Annotated in this window: 16 protein-coding genes; 10 read left to right on the top strand and 6 right to left on the bottom strand. The window is 67.9% G+C overall.

Annotated elements, in window-relative coordinates; genetic code table 11:
- The first annotated feature begins 170 nt into the window (after positions 1-170).
- Positions 171-713 carry a hypothetical protein gene (locus E3T22_RS05230; protein ID WP_088457055.1) on the top strand — a complete coding sequence of 181 codons (543 nt, stop codon included), beginning with the start codon at positions 171-173 and terminating at the stop codon, positions 711-713.
- 84 nt (positions 714-797) lie between these two features.
- On the opposite strand, the gene E3T22_RS05225 is transcribed toward E3T22_RS05230, so the two are convergent.
- Positions 798-1,478 (bottom strand): response regulator transcription factor, encoded by a 681-nt coding sequence (locus E3T22_RS05225; RefSeq protein ID WP_088457056.1) that lies wholly within the window; start codon positions 1,476-1,478, stop codon positions 798-800.
- Entirely contained in the window at positions 1,475-2,629 is a 1,155-nt protein-coding gene (locus tag E3T22_RS05220) for a cell wall metabolism sensor histidine kinase WalK (RefSeq protein ID WP_088457057.1), read from the bottom strand. Before E3T22_RS05220 ends, E3T22_RS05225 begins: the two co-directional genes overlap by 4 nt.
- 183 nt (positions 2,630-2,812) lie before the next feature.
- Here E3T22_RS05220 and phoU point away from each other — a divergent pair, with 183 nt between their 5' ends.
- Positions 2,813-3,472 (top strand): phosphate signaling complex protein PhoU, encoded by a 660-nt coding sequence (phoU, locus tag E3T22_RS05215; protein WP_088457058.1) that lies wholly within the window; start codon positions 2,813-2,815, stop codon positions 3,470-3,472.
- A 60-nt stretch (positions 3,473-3,532) separates the two neighbouring features.
- Here phoU and E3T22_RS05210 read toward each other — a convergent pair whose 3' ends face one another.
- On the bottom strand, positions 3,533-4,282 hold the full coding sequence (locus E3T22_RS05210) for a phosphoglyceromutase (protein WP_088457059.1): 750 nt from the start codon (positions 4,280-4,282) through the stop codon (positions 3,533-3,535).
- 76 nt (positions 4,283-4,358) lie between these two features.
- Complete coding sequence (locus E3T22_RS05205; protein WP_088457060.1) at positions 4,359-5,543, bottom strand: folate-binding protein YgfZ; 1,185 nt, start codon at positions 5,541-5,543, stop codon at positions 4,359-4,361.
- Between the two features lie 157 nt (positions 5,544-5,700).
- Here E3T22_RS05205 and E3T22_RS05200 point away from each other — a divergent pair, with 157 nt between their 5' ends.
- Positions 5,701-6,345 carry a Pr6Pr family membrane protein gene (locus E3T22_RS05200; protein ID WP_088457061.1) on the top strand — a complete coding sequence of 215 codons (645 nt, stop codon included), beginning with the start codon at positions 5,701-5,703 and terminating at the stop codon, positions 6,343-6,345.
- Here the strand turns inward: E3T22_RS05200 and E3T22_RS05195 are convergent.
- Both E3T22_RS05195 and E3T22_RS05190 read right to left on the bottom strand, forming a co-directional pair.
- Complete coding sequence (locus tag E3T22_RS05195; protein WP_088457062.1) at positions 6,329-6,967, bottom strand: FABP family protein; 639 nt, start codon at positions 6,965-6,967, stop codon at positions 6,329-6,331. The two genes, E3T22_RS05200 and E3T22_RS05195, sit on opposite strands and share 17 nt — an antisense overlap.
- 171 nt (positions 6,968-7,138) lie before the next feature.
- Positions 7,139-7,375 carry a hypothetical protein gene (locus tag E3T22_RS05190; RefSeq protein WP_088457063.1) on the bottom strand — a complete coding sequence of 79 codons (237 nt, stop codon included), beginning with the start codon at positions 7,373-7,375 and terminating at the stop codon, positions 7,139-7,141.
- 100 nt (positions 7,376-7,475) lie between these two features.
- On the opposite strand from E3T22_RS05190, the gene E3T22_RS05185 reads away from it, so the two are divergent.
- The 7 genes from E3T22_RS05185 (at position 7,476) to pstA (ending at position 15,740) form a co-directional block, all read left to right on the top strand.
- Positions 7,476-8,168 (top strand): response regulator transcription factor, encoded by a 693-nt coding sequence (locus E3T22_RS05185; RefSeq protein ID WP_088457064.1) that lies wholly within the window; start codon positions 7,476-7,478, stop codon positions 8,166-8,168.
- Entirely contained in the window at positions 8,143-9,060 is a 918-nt protein-coding gene (mshD, locus tag E3T22_RS05180) for a mycothiol synthase (protein WP_241983598.1), read from the top strand. The genes E3T22_RS05185 and mshD overlap by 26 nt, the downstream gene beginning before the upstream one ends.
- 56 nt (positions 9,061-9,116) lie before the next feature.
- Entirely contained in the window at positions 9,117-11,291 is a 2,175-nt protein-coding gene (locus E3T22_RS05175) for an RNA degradosome polyphosphate kinase (protein WP_088457066.1), read from the top strand.
- On the top strand, positions 11,288-12,229 hold the full coding sequence (locus E3T22_RS05170; protein WP_088457067.1) for an NUDIX hydrolase: 942 nt from the start codon (positions 11,288-11,290) through the stop codon (positions 12,227-12,229). The genes E3T22_RS05175 and E3T22_RS05170 overlap by 4 nt, the downstream gene beginning before the upstream one ends.
- 227 nt (positions 12,230-12,456) lie before the next feature.
- A complete protein-coding gene (pstS, locus tag E3T22_RS05165; protein ID WP_370028165.1) occupies positions 12,457-13,551 on the top strand; it encodes a phosphate ABC transporter substrate-binding protein PstS in 1,095 nt (364 codons plus the stop codon).
- Between the two features lie 153 nt (positions 13,552-13,704).
- Positions 13,705-14,649 (top strand): phosphate ABC transporter permease subunit PstC, encoded by a 945-nt coding sequence (gene pstC, locus E3T22_RS05160; RefSeq protein WP_088457069.1) that lies wholly within the window; start codon positions 13,705-13,707, stop codon positions 14,647-14,649.
- A complete protein-coding gene (gene pstA, locus E3T22_RS05155) occupies positions 14,649-15,740 on the top strand; it encodes a phosphate ABC transporter permease PstA (protein ID WP_088457070.1) in 1,092 nt (363 codons plus the stop codon). Before pstC ends, pstA begins: the two co-directional genes overlap by 1 nt.
- Positions 15,741-15,757 lie beyond the last annotated feature (17 nt).

The following is a 15,757-nucleotide window of genomic DNA, read 5'->3' as shown; positions in this document are numbered from 1 at the left end:
GTCTATGATACCACCCCTCCCCGGCACCCTTTTGAGGGGATATTCGCGGCTCATCAGGGTCCGCCCTGCCCGGCACGATTCCGTAAGGTAAACTCGAGCCAAATCTGCAGCGTTCACGCCACTTGGGCTGAACGCTGAACTCTTGTGGAGGTCTTGTGAGAGCGCGAACCATGGCAACCGTCGTAGTGGCGGCCGGCATCCTGTTGGGCACCAGCGGATGCAATCTGTTCGCCCCCCAGGCGACGACCATCCAGTACGACGCCAGCGACGGCGTCAGCGGGGACCTGGGCGACTTGGCCATCCGCAACGCGATGCTGATCACCGAGGACGGTGAGAACGCCAACCTCGTCGTGCACGTGGTGAACAGCGCCGACGAAGACATCGAGCTGCTCGTGCAGTACGAGGGTGTCGACGAAAAGGTCGACACGACCCTGACGATCGACGCCAACGCGACCACCGAGATCGGGATCCCCGGTGGCGAGAGTGTCGCCGTCCAGAACCTCAACGCAACAGCGGGTTCGCTGTTCCCGGTGTACTTCCAGTACGGCGACCTGACCGGCCTCGAGCTTCTCGTGCCGGTGCTCGACGGCACCCTGGCGGAGTACTCCACCCTGGTGCCCACCGAACCTCCGGTTCCCACGGTGACACCGACGGAGCCCGCCGCCGAGGTCCCGGCGCCCGCGGCGACACCGGAAGCCACCACGGCCCCGTAACTTCCGCGAACCGCATCACAATGCCCCGTGACCTTGGGTCACGGGGCATTCTGATGTTTCAGGGGCGGATGGCCGCCCGGCGGGTCAGGCCTCGAAGCGGTAGCCGAGCCCGCGCACGGTGACGAGCATCGTGGGCTCCGACGGCGTCGCCTCGATGCGCGAGCGGATGCGCTTGATGTGCACGTCGAGGGTCTTGGTGTCACCGAAGTAGTCGGTGCCCCAGACGCGGTCGATCAGCTGCCCGCGGGTAAGCACCCGGCCGGCGTTGCGCAGCAGGAACTCGAGCAGCTCGAATTCCTTCAGCGGCATGTTCACCACGGCGCCGGACACCGACACCGTGTGCCGTTCGATGTCCATCCGCACGGTGCCGGCGGCGAGGACGCCGTCATCCTCTTCGGCCGGATCGGTGTGCCGGCGCGACACAGCCCGGATGCGCGCGAGCAGCTCCCGGGTCGAGTACGGCTTGGTGACGTAGTCGTCGGCGCCCAGCTCGAGCCCCACCACGATGTCCACCTCGGAGTCCTTGGCGGTCAGCATGATGATCGGCACCGCGGAGCGGGTGCGGATCTCCCGGCACACCTCGGTGCCGGGGAGGCCGGGGAGCATGAGGTCCAGCAGCACCAGATCGGCACCGGCCTTGTCGAATTCGGCGAGGGCGCTCGGGCCGTCCTCGGCCACCGTCACCTCGTAGCCCTCCCGTTCCAGCAGGAAGCTCAGCGGCTCGCTCAGCGCCTGCTCGTCTTCAACAAGAAGGATTCGGGTCATGGGGTGTCTCCTGTCGCCGCTGGTGCGGGGTGGGTCGCCTCTGGCAGGCGAATGGTGAAGGTCGAACCATGGCCGGGCTGTGACCAGACCCGGATGTCGCCGCCATGGATCTGCACGACGTGCTTGACGATGGCCAGGCCGAGGCCGGTGCCGCCGGTGTTGCGGGACCGGGCCTGGTCGACGCGGAAGAACCTCTCGAAGATCCGGTCCAGGTCGCTCTCCGGGATGCCGACGCCCTGGTCGGTGACGGTGACCTGGATCACCCCGTCCGACACTCGTGCCCCCACGCCGACCCTGGAGCCCGGCGCCGAGTAGTGCACGGCATTGGCGACCAGGTTGTGCACGGCCATCACGAGCAGTCTCTCGTCGCCGTAGACCTTGGCGCGGGACTTCTTGCCCAACGCGATGGTGATGCGGTCGGCATCTGCCACGACCCGGTTCTGGTCGATGCCGGCGGCCACGATGTCGTCGATGTCGAGCAGTTCAGGTTCCCGGAGGGCGTCTTGGGCCTGCAGCCTGGAGAGTTCGATGATCTCCTGGGTGAGCCGGGCCAGCCGGCCGGCCTCGGTGGTGAGGCGGTCGGCGAAACGCCGCACCTGCACGGGCTCGTCGGCGGCGTGGCCGAGGGCCTCGGCGAGCAGCCCGACGGCGGCGATCGGGGTCTTCAGTTCGTGGCTGATGTTGGCGACGAAGTCCCGGCGCACCTCGTCGAGCCTGAACGCCTCGGTGCGGTCCTCCGCGAGCAGCAGCACGTAGCGGGAGCCCAGCCGGGCCAACCGCACCCGCAGGTGCATGCTCGCGTCGCCGAACGGGCCCCTGGAGAGCACCAGCTCCTCCGACACGGCCTCTCCGGTGCGGCGCACGCCGCGGGCCAGGTCCAGCAGCTCCGGATGGGCCAGCTGCTGGTTCACCACCAGCCCCATGTTCAACGCCCCCGGCGAGGACTTGATCACGTTGTTCGACGGGTCCAGCACCAGCCCGGCGCTCTCCAACGCGTCGAGAACCTGGTCTATGCCGTCCGGAACCGCCGGGTTGACCACCTCGGCGGCCCGCTTGCCGTGCCGTTCCGCGACATACAGCAAGGTCACGAACCCGGCACCGACGGTGAGGCCCAGTGCCAGAGACAGCAACACAAGCCAGGTCGATTCCATTTCACCAGATTAGTGACTCTGGCACGAGTCGATCGCGACGGCAAGGGTGGGCACACGCTACTTTGGTAATTGTTCAGTCGCACGGCACCTGCCGTTAACCCTCGTTCGCCAATATTGTTCGGGGGCCAGGCGGGTCTCATGCGTTCGCGCGCTTTGGCGCGACCAGGAAGGACCACAGACACAATGCGAGAAGTATTTCAGCAAGAGCTCGCCGAGGTGCAGGACCGCCTCGCCGAGATCGCACGCCTCGTGGCCATCTCCATCGAGAAGGCCACCCAGGCTTTCAACAAGTCCGATGTGGCGCTGGCCGAAGAGGTCATCGCCGACGACGACAAGATCGACGCCCTCACCGTTGAGCTCGATGAGCTGGCCATCACCATCCTGGCCCGGCAGCAGCCGGTGGCCCGGGACCTGCGGATCGTCGTGAGCGCACTGCGCATCAGTGCATCGCTCGAGCGGATGGGCGACATGTCAACGCACATCTCGCAGCTGGCCAGGTACCGGTTCCCCGACAAGGTGATCCCCAAGAGCCTGCGCCCGACGTTCGCCGAGATGGGCGCTCTCGACGTGAAGATCGCGAAGATGCTCGCCGAGCTGCTCACCACCGAGGACATGCAGCTGGCCGAGGACATCCGCAACGAGGACGACAAGGTGGACGCGTTGCACCTGAGCGTGTTCGACGCCGTGCTCGGCGAGACGTGGAAGGGCCAGGCCGCCGACACCGTCGACGCCACCCTCGCCAGCCGTTACCACGAGCGGTTCGCCGACCACGCGGTGTCGATCGCCAAGAAGGTGCAGTACCTGGGCACCGGCGACTGGCACCAGCCGACGCCGACCGAATAGGTCGCATCCGCACACGAAAAAGCCCCCGTCAGTGACGGGGGCTTTTTGTTGGGCTGTGGGTTACTTCTTACCCTGGGCCGCGACGGCGGCGGCGCCGGCTGCGGCAGCGGCGGGGTCGAGGTACTCGCCGGCGCCGATCGGCTTGAGGTCTTCGTCGAGGCGGTAGACGAGCGGGATGCCGGTGGGGATGTTCAGCTCGGCGATGTCGGCGTCGGAGACACCGTCGAGGTGCTTCACCAGGGCGCGCAGCGAGTTGCCGTGCGCGGTGACGAGCACGGTCTTGCCGGTGCGGAGGTCCGCGGCGATGTCGGACTCCCAGTACGGCAGCATCCGGGCGATGACGTCCTTGAGGCTTTCGGTGCGGGGCAGGTCGTCACCGAGGTCCGCGTAACGCGCGTCGTTGGCCTGGGACCACTCGGAGGAGTCGTCGAGCACGGGCGGCGGCACGTCGAACGAACGACGCCAGGTCTGGAACTGCTCCGGACCGTAGGTGGCGAGGGTCTCGGCCTTGTCCAGGCCCTGCAGAGCGCCGTAGTGGCGCTCGTTGAGGCGCCAGGAGCGCTTGACGTCGATCCAGAGGCGGTCGGCCTCTTCGAGGGCGATGTTCGCGGTCTGGATCGCGCGGGTGAGCACGGAGGTGTGCAGGATGTCCGGCAGCAGACCGGACTCGGCCAACAGCTCGCCGGCGCGCAGAGCCTCGGCCCGGCCCTGGTCGCTCAGACGCACATCCACCCAACCGGTGAAGAGGTTTTGCTGATTCCAGGTGCTGTTGCCGTGGCGGAGGAGGATGAGGGTATAGGGAGCAGACATGCTCCAACTCTAGCGAGGCGCACGCGGACACACCGTACCCGTCTGCGTGACGAAAGTCCCGCCGGATACCCCGCATTCAGCCGCGGGGAACCCGCACGCCCAACCGCGGCAACCGCGGGATCTCCGCCACGGACCCGGCCGACTCCGGCACGATGACCTCCTGGCTGGCGGTGATCGAGAGGCCCTGGGAGAGCACGTGCAGGGTCACCGTTCCCGGCACCGTGCGCTTGATGACGGCGAGGGCGATCGGTCCGAGCTCGTAGTGGATGGCGCTGGAGGTGATGGCGCCCACGGTGCGGCGCTCGGGTGCGGCGTTGGCGACGAACCTGTCGCCCTGCACCTCGTCGCCGTGCGCGGGCAACACCGAATCGGAACCGTCCAGGTGCAGCAGCACCAGCCGGCGCGGCGGGTGGCCGAGGTTGTGCACCTTCGCGACGGTCTCCTGACCGCGGTAGCAGCCCTTGTTCAGGTGCACGGCGCTGCGCAGCCAGTCCAGTTCGTGCGGGATCGTGCGCTCGTCGGCGTCCAGGGCGCCGCGGGGGCGCCAGGCAGCAATGCGCAGCGCCTCCAGGGCCAGGAGCCCCGCGGCCTGCACGGTGCCGGCGGCGATGGCGTCACGCAGGGCCGGCAACGCCGACCGCGGGATCAGGACCTCAGTCCAGTGCCAGGCGGCGCCGGGGTGGTCGGTGTCGGCGGCGTACTGCCAGCCGCCCGGAGCGACCTCTGACCACGGGTCGCGCCAGACCAAGGGCACCCCGTTCGGGCTCGCCGGGCCGAGCGGGAGCGCCGCGGGGTCTGCGGCCATGGTGCCGATGGTGGCGTAGGCGAGGGTGTGGTCCACCACCTGCACACGCAGGGTGAACCGCATCCGGTCGAGCCAGGCCTGCAGGCCGGGCAGCTCGGCGGCCTCGACGAGCAGCCAGCTCTCCACTCCGTCGTCGATCAGGGCGATGGCGTATTCGAGGTGGCCGGCGGGGTCGAGCAGCAGGGTCTCGGTGGACTGGCCGGGGGTGAGGCCGCGCAGCTCCTGGCTGGACATCGAGTTGAGCCAGGTGAGCCGGTCGGGGCCGGCGATGGAGAGCACCCCGCGGTGGGACAGGTCCACGATGGCCGTCCCGGCCAGCAGCTTGCGTTGTTCGGCGTTCGGGCTCCCGTAGTGCGCGGCGACGCCGACGTCGATGCCGTCGGCTTGCACGGCGCCGTCGAGTTCGAGAAGCGGCGACCCTGCGGCGGCTGCGAGCGGTTCGGCGGTGGTGGTCATCGAGCTCTCCTTCGGTGAATGCTCCGGGCGCCCTGCCGACGAGACCGCCTGAGCGCTGTCGACAGGGGGGAACTCCGGCCCATATGCTAGCCCAACGGTCTGAGCGGTCCCCCGTATTCCCCTCACGTCCCGGCCGTCACCCGGCAAGGAGCTATAAATGCGTCTTCCCGCCCGTTCGATCGCCGCACTCCGCCTCAGTGCGGCGGCACTGACCCTGATCGCCGTCGGCGCCACGTTCTTCTCCACGGCGTCGCGGGCCACCATCAACCCGTTCAACTTCTTCGGGTTCTTCACCATCCAGTCCAACCTCCTGGCGGCCGCCGCGCTGAGCGCCACCGCGGTGTTGGTGCTGCTCGGCCGGACGGCGCCGGCCTGGCTGGTCCTGGCCAGGGCGGCGACCACGGCATACATGATCGTCGTCGGCCTGGTCTACAACACCCTGCTTGTCGGCCTGCCCGGCGGCGTGGAGCTGCCCTGGGCGAATACCGTGCTGCACGTTGTCTTCCCGGTGTATTGCCTGCTCGATTGGGCGCTCGTGGCTGACCGGGGGCCGCTACCGTGGCGCCGCCTGTGGGTGGTGCTGGTCTATCCGGTGCTCTGGTGCGCGGTTGTCCTGGTGCGCGGCGCGACGGACGGCTGGGTGCCGTACCCGTTCCTGAACCCGGTGACAGGGTACGGCTCGGTGCTGCTCTACGTGCTGCTGATCGCCGTGGCCGTCATCACGGCCGGCGCGGCGGTGTTCGGGCTCAGCCGGTTGCGCCCGGTCACGGTGCGCAGCGAGCCGGTCAGGACGCGCGGCTGAGCCGTCCGGACGCGTGCGATTGCAGGTCCTGGCCGAGCGCGGCGATGTCCCATGCCCAGAGCAGATGGCTGTCGACGAGGCCGTAGAGCCGGGTGGCGGCCGCGTACGGCTTGGCACCGCTGGTCTGCACGATGGCATCGGTGGCGAGATCGATGCGCGGACCCTTCACCTGGCCGAGGTAGAGCTCGATGATGCCGCCAGGATGCACCAGGCTCACCTCGATGTCGAAACCCCCGTCGGTGTTCCGCAGCGTCTCCACGGCTTCCGCGGTCTGGAACGGCGCCGGCCCGACACCGGGCAACAGGCCGGGGCCGGGGTCGCCGGCCTCCTGGGGGCGGCTGAGCCGCCAATAGCCGGTTTCGGTCATCAGCGGGACCGGTGCACCGGTCGGGGCGACGGTGCCGTCGGCATCCGGGGCGGCCGGTTCGGGCTCGAGCCAGGTATACGAGCTGTAGTTCAGGTGCGGCAGACCGTCGTGGCTGAAACTGATCCGGTGCCCGAACTCACGGGTGACCTTCTTGCCGTCAACTGTGTAGTCGAGGATCCCCGACCCCTCCCAGACGCCGATCAGCCACGACAGCGGAACGAGTTCGGACGGGAGGCCGACCGGAAGTTCGTACACGCTGGGTTACCGCTGGCCCCGGAACAGCTTGAACAGCACGATGCCGGATACCCAGGCGATCGACAGGCTGGCCAGCGCGAGGAGGCCCAGGAACAGGATTTCGAGTGCGAGCGTTGACATGCCCCAACTCTAGCCGTTGGCCGGCCGGAAGCCGCCAGGTGAGGCGAAGTGTTATACGAGGCCGATCAGGGCGAACAACCCCGTCGCGGCACCGAGAACGAGCACGGCACCCACCAGGCTGAGCGTGACTCTGTGCACGTAGCCTTCCTTCTGCCCCGTGGACAGTTGGGCGGCGAGGGTGAGGATCGTACAACCGGCCAGGGACAGGCTGACCCACACCAGCCGGTCCGCGGGGGCGACAAGGACGCCGGTCAGCACCGCACAGACGACGGCGACCAACCAAATCATCACTACACTCAAACGCTTCCAGCTCACTGTCCCATTCTGCACGCCCGAGTCGCATTCCGTGGCACGCTAGTATGGGCCGCACGATACTTGGAGGACCTGCGTGGCGCAGCTGTTGATCCTGACCTCGGCCCTGAATAATGACGTTCTACCGGCCCTGGCGTTGCTGTCCCACAGCACACGACTCATTCCGGCCCAGGCCGATCAGCTCGTCACAGCGCCCGATTCCGACCTGATTCTGGTCGACGCCCGGTCCAATCTGATGGCCGCCAAGTCGCTCTGCCAGATTCTGCGCACCACGGGAAGCAGTGTGCCGCTGCTCCTGGTGATCACCGAGGGCGGTCTGACCGCGGTCAGTCCGGACTGGGGTGTCGATGACGTGGTGCTGGACACCGCCGGCCCCGCCGAGGTCGATGCTCGCATCCGGCTCGCCGCCGGCCGCACCCCGCACAACTCGCCCTCCCCCACCATCCGCGCCGCCGGTGTCGTCATCGACGAGGCCAGTTACTCCGCCAAGGTGCACGGCAAACCGCTCGACCTCACCTATAAGGAATTCGAGCTGCTCCGCTTCCTCGCCGCGCACCCGTCGCGGGTGTTCACCCGGGAGCAGCTGCTCAGCGAGGTGTGGGGTTACGACTACTTCGGCGGCACGCGCACCGTCGACGTGCACGTGCGGCGGCTGCGCGCCAAGCTCGGCGACCAGGAGTCCCTGATCGGAACGGTGCGGAACGTCGGCTACCGGTTCAACGTGTACGAGGAAGAAGGAGATCGTGTCCCGCACTCTGTCGGCGCCTGACCTGTCCGACGCCGCTTTCGCGGCGCGCTTCCACGACGTGGCCGATGCGGCTGCGCACACGGATGGCTACCGCCCGTTCAACGAACAGGCCTTGCTCGATGCCCGGTCGGGGCGGCGCAGCCCGCAGCTGCTGCTCGAGGGCGAAGACGCTGTCGGCGCCGCGATCGTCGGGGAGGGGCAGATCGCCCTCGTCGTGCATCCGCGCTATCGCCGGCGCGGCCATGCCACCGCCGCGCTCCGCCGCCTGTTCGAGGATGAGGGCGGCATGTCCGGCGACCTCACCGCCTGGGCCCACGGCGACCTGCCCGGCGCCCGCACCCTGGCCGACAGGTTCGGCTTCAGCGCCGTGCGCACCCTGCTGCAGCTGGAACGTCCGCTGACCGACGCCGACACCGAGGCCTCCCCTGTGCTGCCCGACGGTGTCGCCATCACCGGGTTCCGGGCGGCCACCGCCGACGAGCCCGGCGACAACGCCGACTGGGTGAGCCTGAACGCGCTGGTCTTCGCCACGCATCCCGAGCAGGGCGCCGTCACCGAGGCCGATCTGGCCGCCCGCATGGCCGAACCCTGGTTCGACGCCGGCGACCTGCTGCTTGCCCGGGCGAGCACGGATGACGCCGCGCCCGGACGCATCCTGGGTTACAACTGGGTCAAGATCGAACCGGGCGCCCCGCTCGGCGAAATCTACGTGCTCGGCGTGCATCCGGATGCCGCCGGCGCAGGCCTCGGTCGCGCCCTCATGCTGGCGGGCCTGGCCCGCCTCCGGCGGCGCGGCTGCTCGAGCGTGGAACTGTATGTGGAGGCCGAGAGCACCGGGCCGGTTCGCCTGTACCGCAGCCTCGGATTCACCGACCGCACGGCGGATGTGCAGTACCACCGTTCGCCTCGTTAACGTTCCGTTCACCGTGAACGTCGCGCCCGCTCGGCGCCGGGTGTCAAGATGGACAGATGGACGGCGACAACATCCCAGGCACCTCAGGGCTCGAGAGCGAACTCGACGACGATTTTGACCCCCAGATCGGCAAAAACGATCCGGCGCTACCGAGCGAGCGGTACCTCGACCGGGAGCTGAGCTGGCTGGCCTTCAACCAGCGGGTACTCGAACTCGCCGAGGATCCGGCCCTGCCGGTGCTCGAACGGGCGAACTTCCTGGCCATCTTCGCCAACAACCTCGACGAGTTTTTCATGGTGCGGGTCGCCGGCCTCAAGCGCCGCATCCTCACCGGGCTGGCCGTGCCCACCAATGTGGGCCGAGCCCCGCAGGATGTGCTCTCCGACATCGCCGCCGCCGCCCACGTGCTGCAGGACCGGCACGCTCACGCGTTCCAGGAGCTGGTGCGCCCGGCGCTGGCCGAACACGGCGTGGACATCGTCACCTGGGACAGCCTGAGCGACGTGGACCGCCGGTCGTTGCGCGGCTACTTCGGCAATCAGATCTTCCCGGTGCTGATGCCGCTGGCCGTCGACCCCGCACACCCGTTCCCCTATATTTCCGGTCTGTCGCTGAACCTGGCCGTGCGCCTGCACAGCTCCAAGACCGGCAAACAGGAGTTCGCCCGCCTCAAGGTGCCCTCCATGCTGCCGCGCTTCGTGCGGGTGGACCGCACCGAGTCCGTCGACAAGGTGCGCTTCATCACCCTCGAGGACCTCATCGCCAACCACCTCGAGGACCTCTTCCCCGGCATGGACATCCTCGAACACCACGTGTTCAGGGTCACCCGCAACGAGGACGTCGTCATCGAGGAAGACGACACCGAGAACCTGATCAAGGCCCTTGAGAAGGAGCTGCTGCGCCGCCGGTTCGGCCCGCCCATTCGCCTCGAGGTCACCGAGGACATGGACGAGGTGACCCTGGGCCTGCTCGTGCGTGAACTCGACGTGACCGAGCAGGAGGTGTACAGGCTGCCGGCGCCCCTGGACCTCGGCGGGCTGTTCGACCTGCGCATCGACCGTCCCGACCTGCACTACACGAAGCACGTGCCCACCACGGCCGCGCAGCTACTCACCGGCGAACCCAACGACGAACCCGACATCTTCCGCGCCATCAGCCGCGGCGACGTGCTGCTGCACCACCCGTACGAATCCTTCGCGACCAGCGTGCAGGCGTTCCTCGAGCAGGCCGCCGCGGACCCGAACGTGCTGGCCATCAAGCAGACCCTGTACCGTACCTCCGGCGACAGCCCGATCGTGGAGGCTTTGATTGCCGCCGCGGAATCGGGCAAGCAGGTTCTCGCCCTGGTGGAGATCAAGGCCCGCTTCGACGAGCAGGCGAACATCTCCTGGGCGCGCAAGCTGGAGAAGGCCGGCGTGCACGTTGTCTACGGCCTCGTGGGCCTGAAAACACACTGCAAGCTGGCCCTGGTGGTGCGTTATGAGAAGGGCGTGCTGCGGCACTACAGCCACATCGGCACCGGCAACTACAACCCCAAGACCAGCCGCATCTACGAAGACATGGGGCTGCTGACCGCGGATGACCAGGTCGGCAAGGACCTGACCCGGCTGTTCAACGAGCTCTCCGGCTACGCGATCGAGAAGAAGTTCAAGCGCCTGCTGGTTGCTCCCCTCCACCTGCGCAAGGCCCTGCTCAAGCGCATCGCCGATGAAACCGCGAACGCGCTGGCCGGCAAGCCCGCCGGCATCCGCATCAAGGTCAACTCGATGGTGGACGAGGACATCATCGACGCGCTGTACCGCGCCAGCCAGGCCGGTGTGCCCGTTGACGTGTGGGTACGCGGCATCTGCAGCCTCAAGCCCGGCGTGCCCGGCATGAGCGAGAACATCCGGGTGCGGTCGATCCTGGGCCGCTACCTCGAGCACTCGCGGATCTTCTCGTTCCACACCCTGGGCGAGACCCAGGTCTTCATCGGCAGCGCGGACATGATGCACCGCAACCTCGACCGTCGGGTGGAGGCGCTGGTGCGCCTGGTCGACCCGCGGCACCTGGGCGAGGTGGATGCCCTGTTCACCCGGGCGATGGACGAGCGCACCTCGTCGTGGTGGCTCGACGAGAACGGTGAGTGGACCCGGCACCACCAGGACGCCGACGGGAAGCCGCTGGACGACATGCAGAACCGGTTGATGCAGCAGATCGGCCAGCGCAAGCGACCCGTGAGCCGCCGATGAGCGACCTCGCCCCCGTGTTCGCGGCCGGAGCCGTCTGTTGGCGCCTCATCGACGGCCGGATGCACGTGCTGCTGATCCACCGCACCGTGCACGGCGATATCACCATCCCCAAGGGCAAGGTCGACCCCGGCGAGACACTGCCGGTCACGGCCGTGCGGGAGATCGAGGAAGAGACCGGGCTGGCCATCGCCCTGGGCGTGCCGCTGGGCGTGTCGGAGTACCCGATGCCCAACGGCAAGGCCAAGATCGTGCACTACTGGGCCGCCGAGGTGCTGCCGGAGCACATTCTGCGCTCCACCTTTGTGCCCAACGGTGAGGTCGCCGCCCTGGAATGGGTGACCATCAAGAAGGCCAGGACCTACCTCAGCTACGCCCCGGACGTGGAGATCATCGACGCGTTCGCCCGCCTGGTGGCCCAGGGCATCACGAGCACCTTCGCGATCATCGCGCTGCGCCACGCCAAGGCCACCGCGCCGCACGACTGGTCTGGCCCGGACGCCACCCGCCCGCTCAGCGAACGCGGAGTGACCCAGGCCGCCGCCCTGGTCCCCACGGTGAGCGCCTGGCAGCCGCAGCGCATCTTCACCAGCACCGCCACCCGCTGCGTGACCACCGTGGCACCGCTGTCGGCCGCGACAGGGGTGCCGTTCAAGCGCACCGACCTGATCAGCCAGGATGCGTGGGAGCAGGGCACCTCCGATGTGCGCCACAACGTAGGCAAGCGCATCCGCGCCCGCAAGACCGCGGTGCTCTGCAGCCACGGCCCAGTGCTGCCAGACATCCTGCGCGAGATCGCCCTGGCGACGGGCTCCCCGATGACCCAGCAGCTGGGCAACGCCGCAGCGTTGTCGCCCAGCGGGTTCTCGGTCGTGCACCTCTCCAGCGACAACCCGAGCGCGGGCATCCTCGCCATCGAGACCCACCCGCCGCGCCTCTGACCCGGTTCTCCCAGCGCTCACAGACCCGACCGGGACTGCGGGCGCTGATGTGCGCAGCGCAGGTGGCACGAGGTCCACTCGACGGATGTCGTTTACCTCCCGTTCACCAAGGAGGGGGAGTGTCGTTAACCACACGGATTAGCGTCTACCGAGGGCCAGCACCGGCCCGAAGTTCGCAGGATTCTCCTGTGATCGCATTCCCTGTAGTCAACCTGAAAAGGATCCTTGTGAATCTCATGCGTTTTGGCCGCCCCGCGGTCATTGCTATTGCCGCAGCCCTCGTTCTTTCCTCCTGCGCCTCGAACGAAGCCGGCAGCACGGCTACCGACGACGCCGCCGACAGCACCCTCACCGGCACGATCAACGCCGCGGGCGCCTCCTCGCAGGGCTCGGCCCAGGAAGCGTGGATCTCCGCTTTCCAGACGGCCAACCCGGACGTCACCATCAACTACGACCCGTCGGGCTCCGGCGCCGGCCGCGAGACCTTCATCGCCGGCGGCACCGACTTCGCCGGTTCTGACTCCTACCTGAGCGACGAGGAGCTGGCCGGCACGTTCGCCGCTTGCGCCCCCGACACCCTCGCCGTCGACCTGCCGGTCTACATCTCCCCGATCGCCGTCATCTTCAACGTTGAGGGCGTCACCGACCTCAACCTGGATGCCGACACGCTCGCCAAGATCTTCACCGGCGCCATCACCACCTGGAACGACCCGGCCATCGTCGCGCTGAACGCCGACGCCGACCTGCCGGCCACCGCGATCACCGCCGTGCACCGCTCGGACGACTCGGGAACCACCAAGAACTTCGCGGACTACCTCTTCCAGGCCGCACCCGACGTGTGGACCGAAAAGCCGGCCGACCCGTTCCCGTACGCCACCGGTGAGGGCGCCCAGGGCACCTCCGGTGTCGTCGACGCCGTCACCAACGGCACCGGCACCATCGGCTACGCCGACGCTTCCCGCGCCGGTGACCTCGGTGTCGCCAAGATCAAGGTCGGCGACGAGTTCGTCGAGTACACGGCCGAGGCCGCCGCAGCAGTCGTCGACGGTTCGCCGCTCGTCGAAGGCCGCGCCGACAACGATCTGGCCGTCAAGCTGGACCGCCTCACCACCGACGCGACGCACTACCCGCTCGTTCTGGTGAGCTACGCGCTGGTCTGCACCGAGTACGCGGACGCCGAACAGGGCGCCCTCGTCAAGGAGTACGTCAGCTACATGGCCAGCGAGGACGGCCAGGCTGAGGCTGCGGCATCCGCCGGCGCCGCACCGCTGTCCGCTGACCTGCAGGCCAAGGTTGCCGCTGTCCTCGAGACCGTCAAGTAACTCAACATCCGCTGAGCTTCCGGCTTCAGTAACACCGCCCGGCAGGGCGATCGCGTTGCACGCGGTCGCCCTGCCGGGCACACTGAGGCTTGGGGTCCGGCTCAAGATCCACCCTTACCGGTATCACCTCACCCCTCCAGGGAGACGCTCGGAATGACGACCGCAGTTGACCGTATTGCGATCAAGGCCAAGGAACGACCGGGCGACCGCATCTTCTCCACCGCAACGGTGGTAGCAGGCAGCCTGATCCTGGCCATGTTGGCCGCCGTGGCCCTGTTCCTCTTCGTGCAGAGCATCCCCGCCTTCGTGGCGCCGGCTGACGCCTTCAAGGGCGACTTCAGCAACTTCTGGTCCTACGTGGCCCCGCTGGCCTTCGGTACGGTCTGGTCGGCCTTCCTGGCCCTGCTGATGGCCGTGCCCGTCGCCATCGCCGTGGCCCTCTTCATCTCGCACTACGCCCCGCGCAAACTCGCGCAGGGCCTGGGCTACCTCATCGACCTCCTCGCCGCCGTTCCCTCCGTGGTCTTCGGCCTCTGGGGCATCGGAGTGCTGGCCCCGATGGTGCAGCCGTTCTACGCCAACCTCGTCGACTGGTTCGGCTGGTTCCCGCTGTTCGCCGGCCCCGTGTCCGGCACCGGCCGCACGATCCTCACCGTGGCCATCGTGCTCGCCGTGATGGTGCTGCCGATCATCACCGCCATCTGCCGGGAGATCTTCCTGCAGACCCCGGTGCTCTACGAGGAAGCCTCGCTGGCCCTCGGCGCCACCCGCTGGGAAATGATCACCATGGCCGTGCTGCCCTTCGGCCGCGCCGGCATCATCTCCGCCGCCATGCTGGGCCTGGGCCGCGCGCTCGGCGAGACCATGGCCGTGGCCATGGTGCTCTCCCCCAACCCCGAGGTGATCTTCCAACTACTCACCTCGCAGAACTCCAACACCATCGCGGCCAACATCGCGCTGAACTTCCCCGAGGCACACGGCGTCGGGGTCAACATCCTGCTGGCCACCGGCCTCGTACTCTTTGTCATCACGCTGATCGTGAACATGATCGCCCGCGTGATCATCAACCGCCGCAAGGCCTTCTCAGGAGCGAATTGATGAGCATCACCATGACCGCCTCCTCTCCCGTGACGAACTCCCTCACCGCCGGCAAGCTGCCCAAGAACGCCCCCATGATGGTGCTCGCCGCCAGCTGGCTGGTCGTGGGCGCCATCTTCGTGGTGATCTTCCTCTCCGGCGCCACCGAGAGCTTCAACTGGGCCGGCACGCTGTTCTTCGGAACCGTCCTGTACTGCATCGCCCTGTTCCTGTTCTCCTACTTCGTCGAGGGCACCCGCCGGGCCAAAGACCGCCTGGTCACCGCCCTGGTCACCATCGCGTTCGTGGTGGCGCTGATCCCGTTGATCTCCCTGGTCGGCACGACCATCGTCAACGGGCTGCCCGCCTTCATGACCCCCACCTTCTTCACCGAGTCCCAGCGGAACGTCGTGGGCGCCGGCGGCGGGGCCCTGCACGCCATCGTCGGAACCCTCTTCGTCACCGGGCTGGCCACCCTCATCTCGGTGCCGATCGGGCTGCTCACGGCCATCTACCTCACCGAATACGGTCGCGGCCGGCTCGCCCGCGGCATCACCTTCTTCGTCGACGTGATGACCGGCATCCCCTCGATCGTGGCCGGCCTGTTCGCCTACGCCCTGTTCTCGCTGCTGTTCAACGACCCCGGCATCCGGTTCGGCTTCGGCGGCTCGGTGGCTCTGTCGGTGCTGATGATCCCGGTGGTGGTGCGCTCCAGCGAAGAGATGCTCAAGCTGGTGCCCAACGAGTTGCGCGAGGCCGCCTACGCACTCGGTGTGCCCAAGTGGCTGACCATCGTGAAGGTGGTGCTGCCGACGTCACTGGCCGGCATCGTCACGGGCATCATGATCTCGATCTCCCGCGTGATCGGCGAGACCGCGCCGTTGCTGATCGTCGCCGGCTTCACCGCCAGCATGAACTACGACCTGTTCAACGAGCGGATGATGACCCTGCCGGTGTTCGTTTACAACCAATACGCCAGCCAGGGCGCCGATTCGCAGGCCTACATCGACCGGGCCTGGGCCGGTGCGCTCACCCTGATCGTGATCGTCATGCTGCTCAACCTCGTGGCCCGGCTGGTCGCGCGCACCTTCTCCCCCAAACTCGGCCGCTGACGCAGCCGCCGCCCAGA

This window comes from Cryobacterium sp. TMB3-10, from assembly GCF_004402305.1.
In the GTDB taxonomy this organism is placed as follows: domain Bacteria; phylum Actinomycetota; class Actinomycetes; order Actinomycetales; family Microbacteriaceae; genus Cryobacterium; species Cryobacterium zongtaii.
Note: the sequence above shows the minus strand (reverse complement) of the source record. Positions and strands in the feature narration are given on the sequence as shown.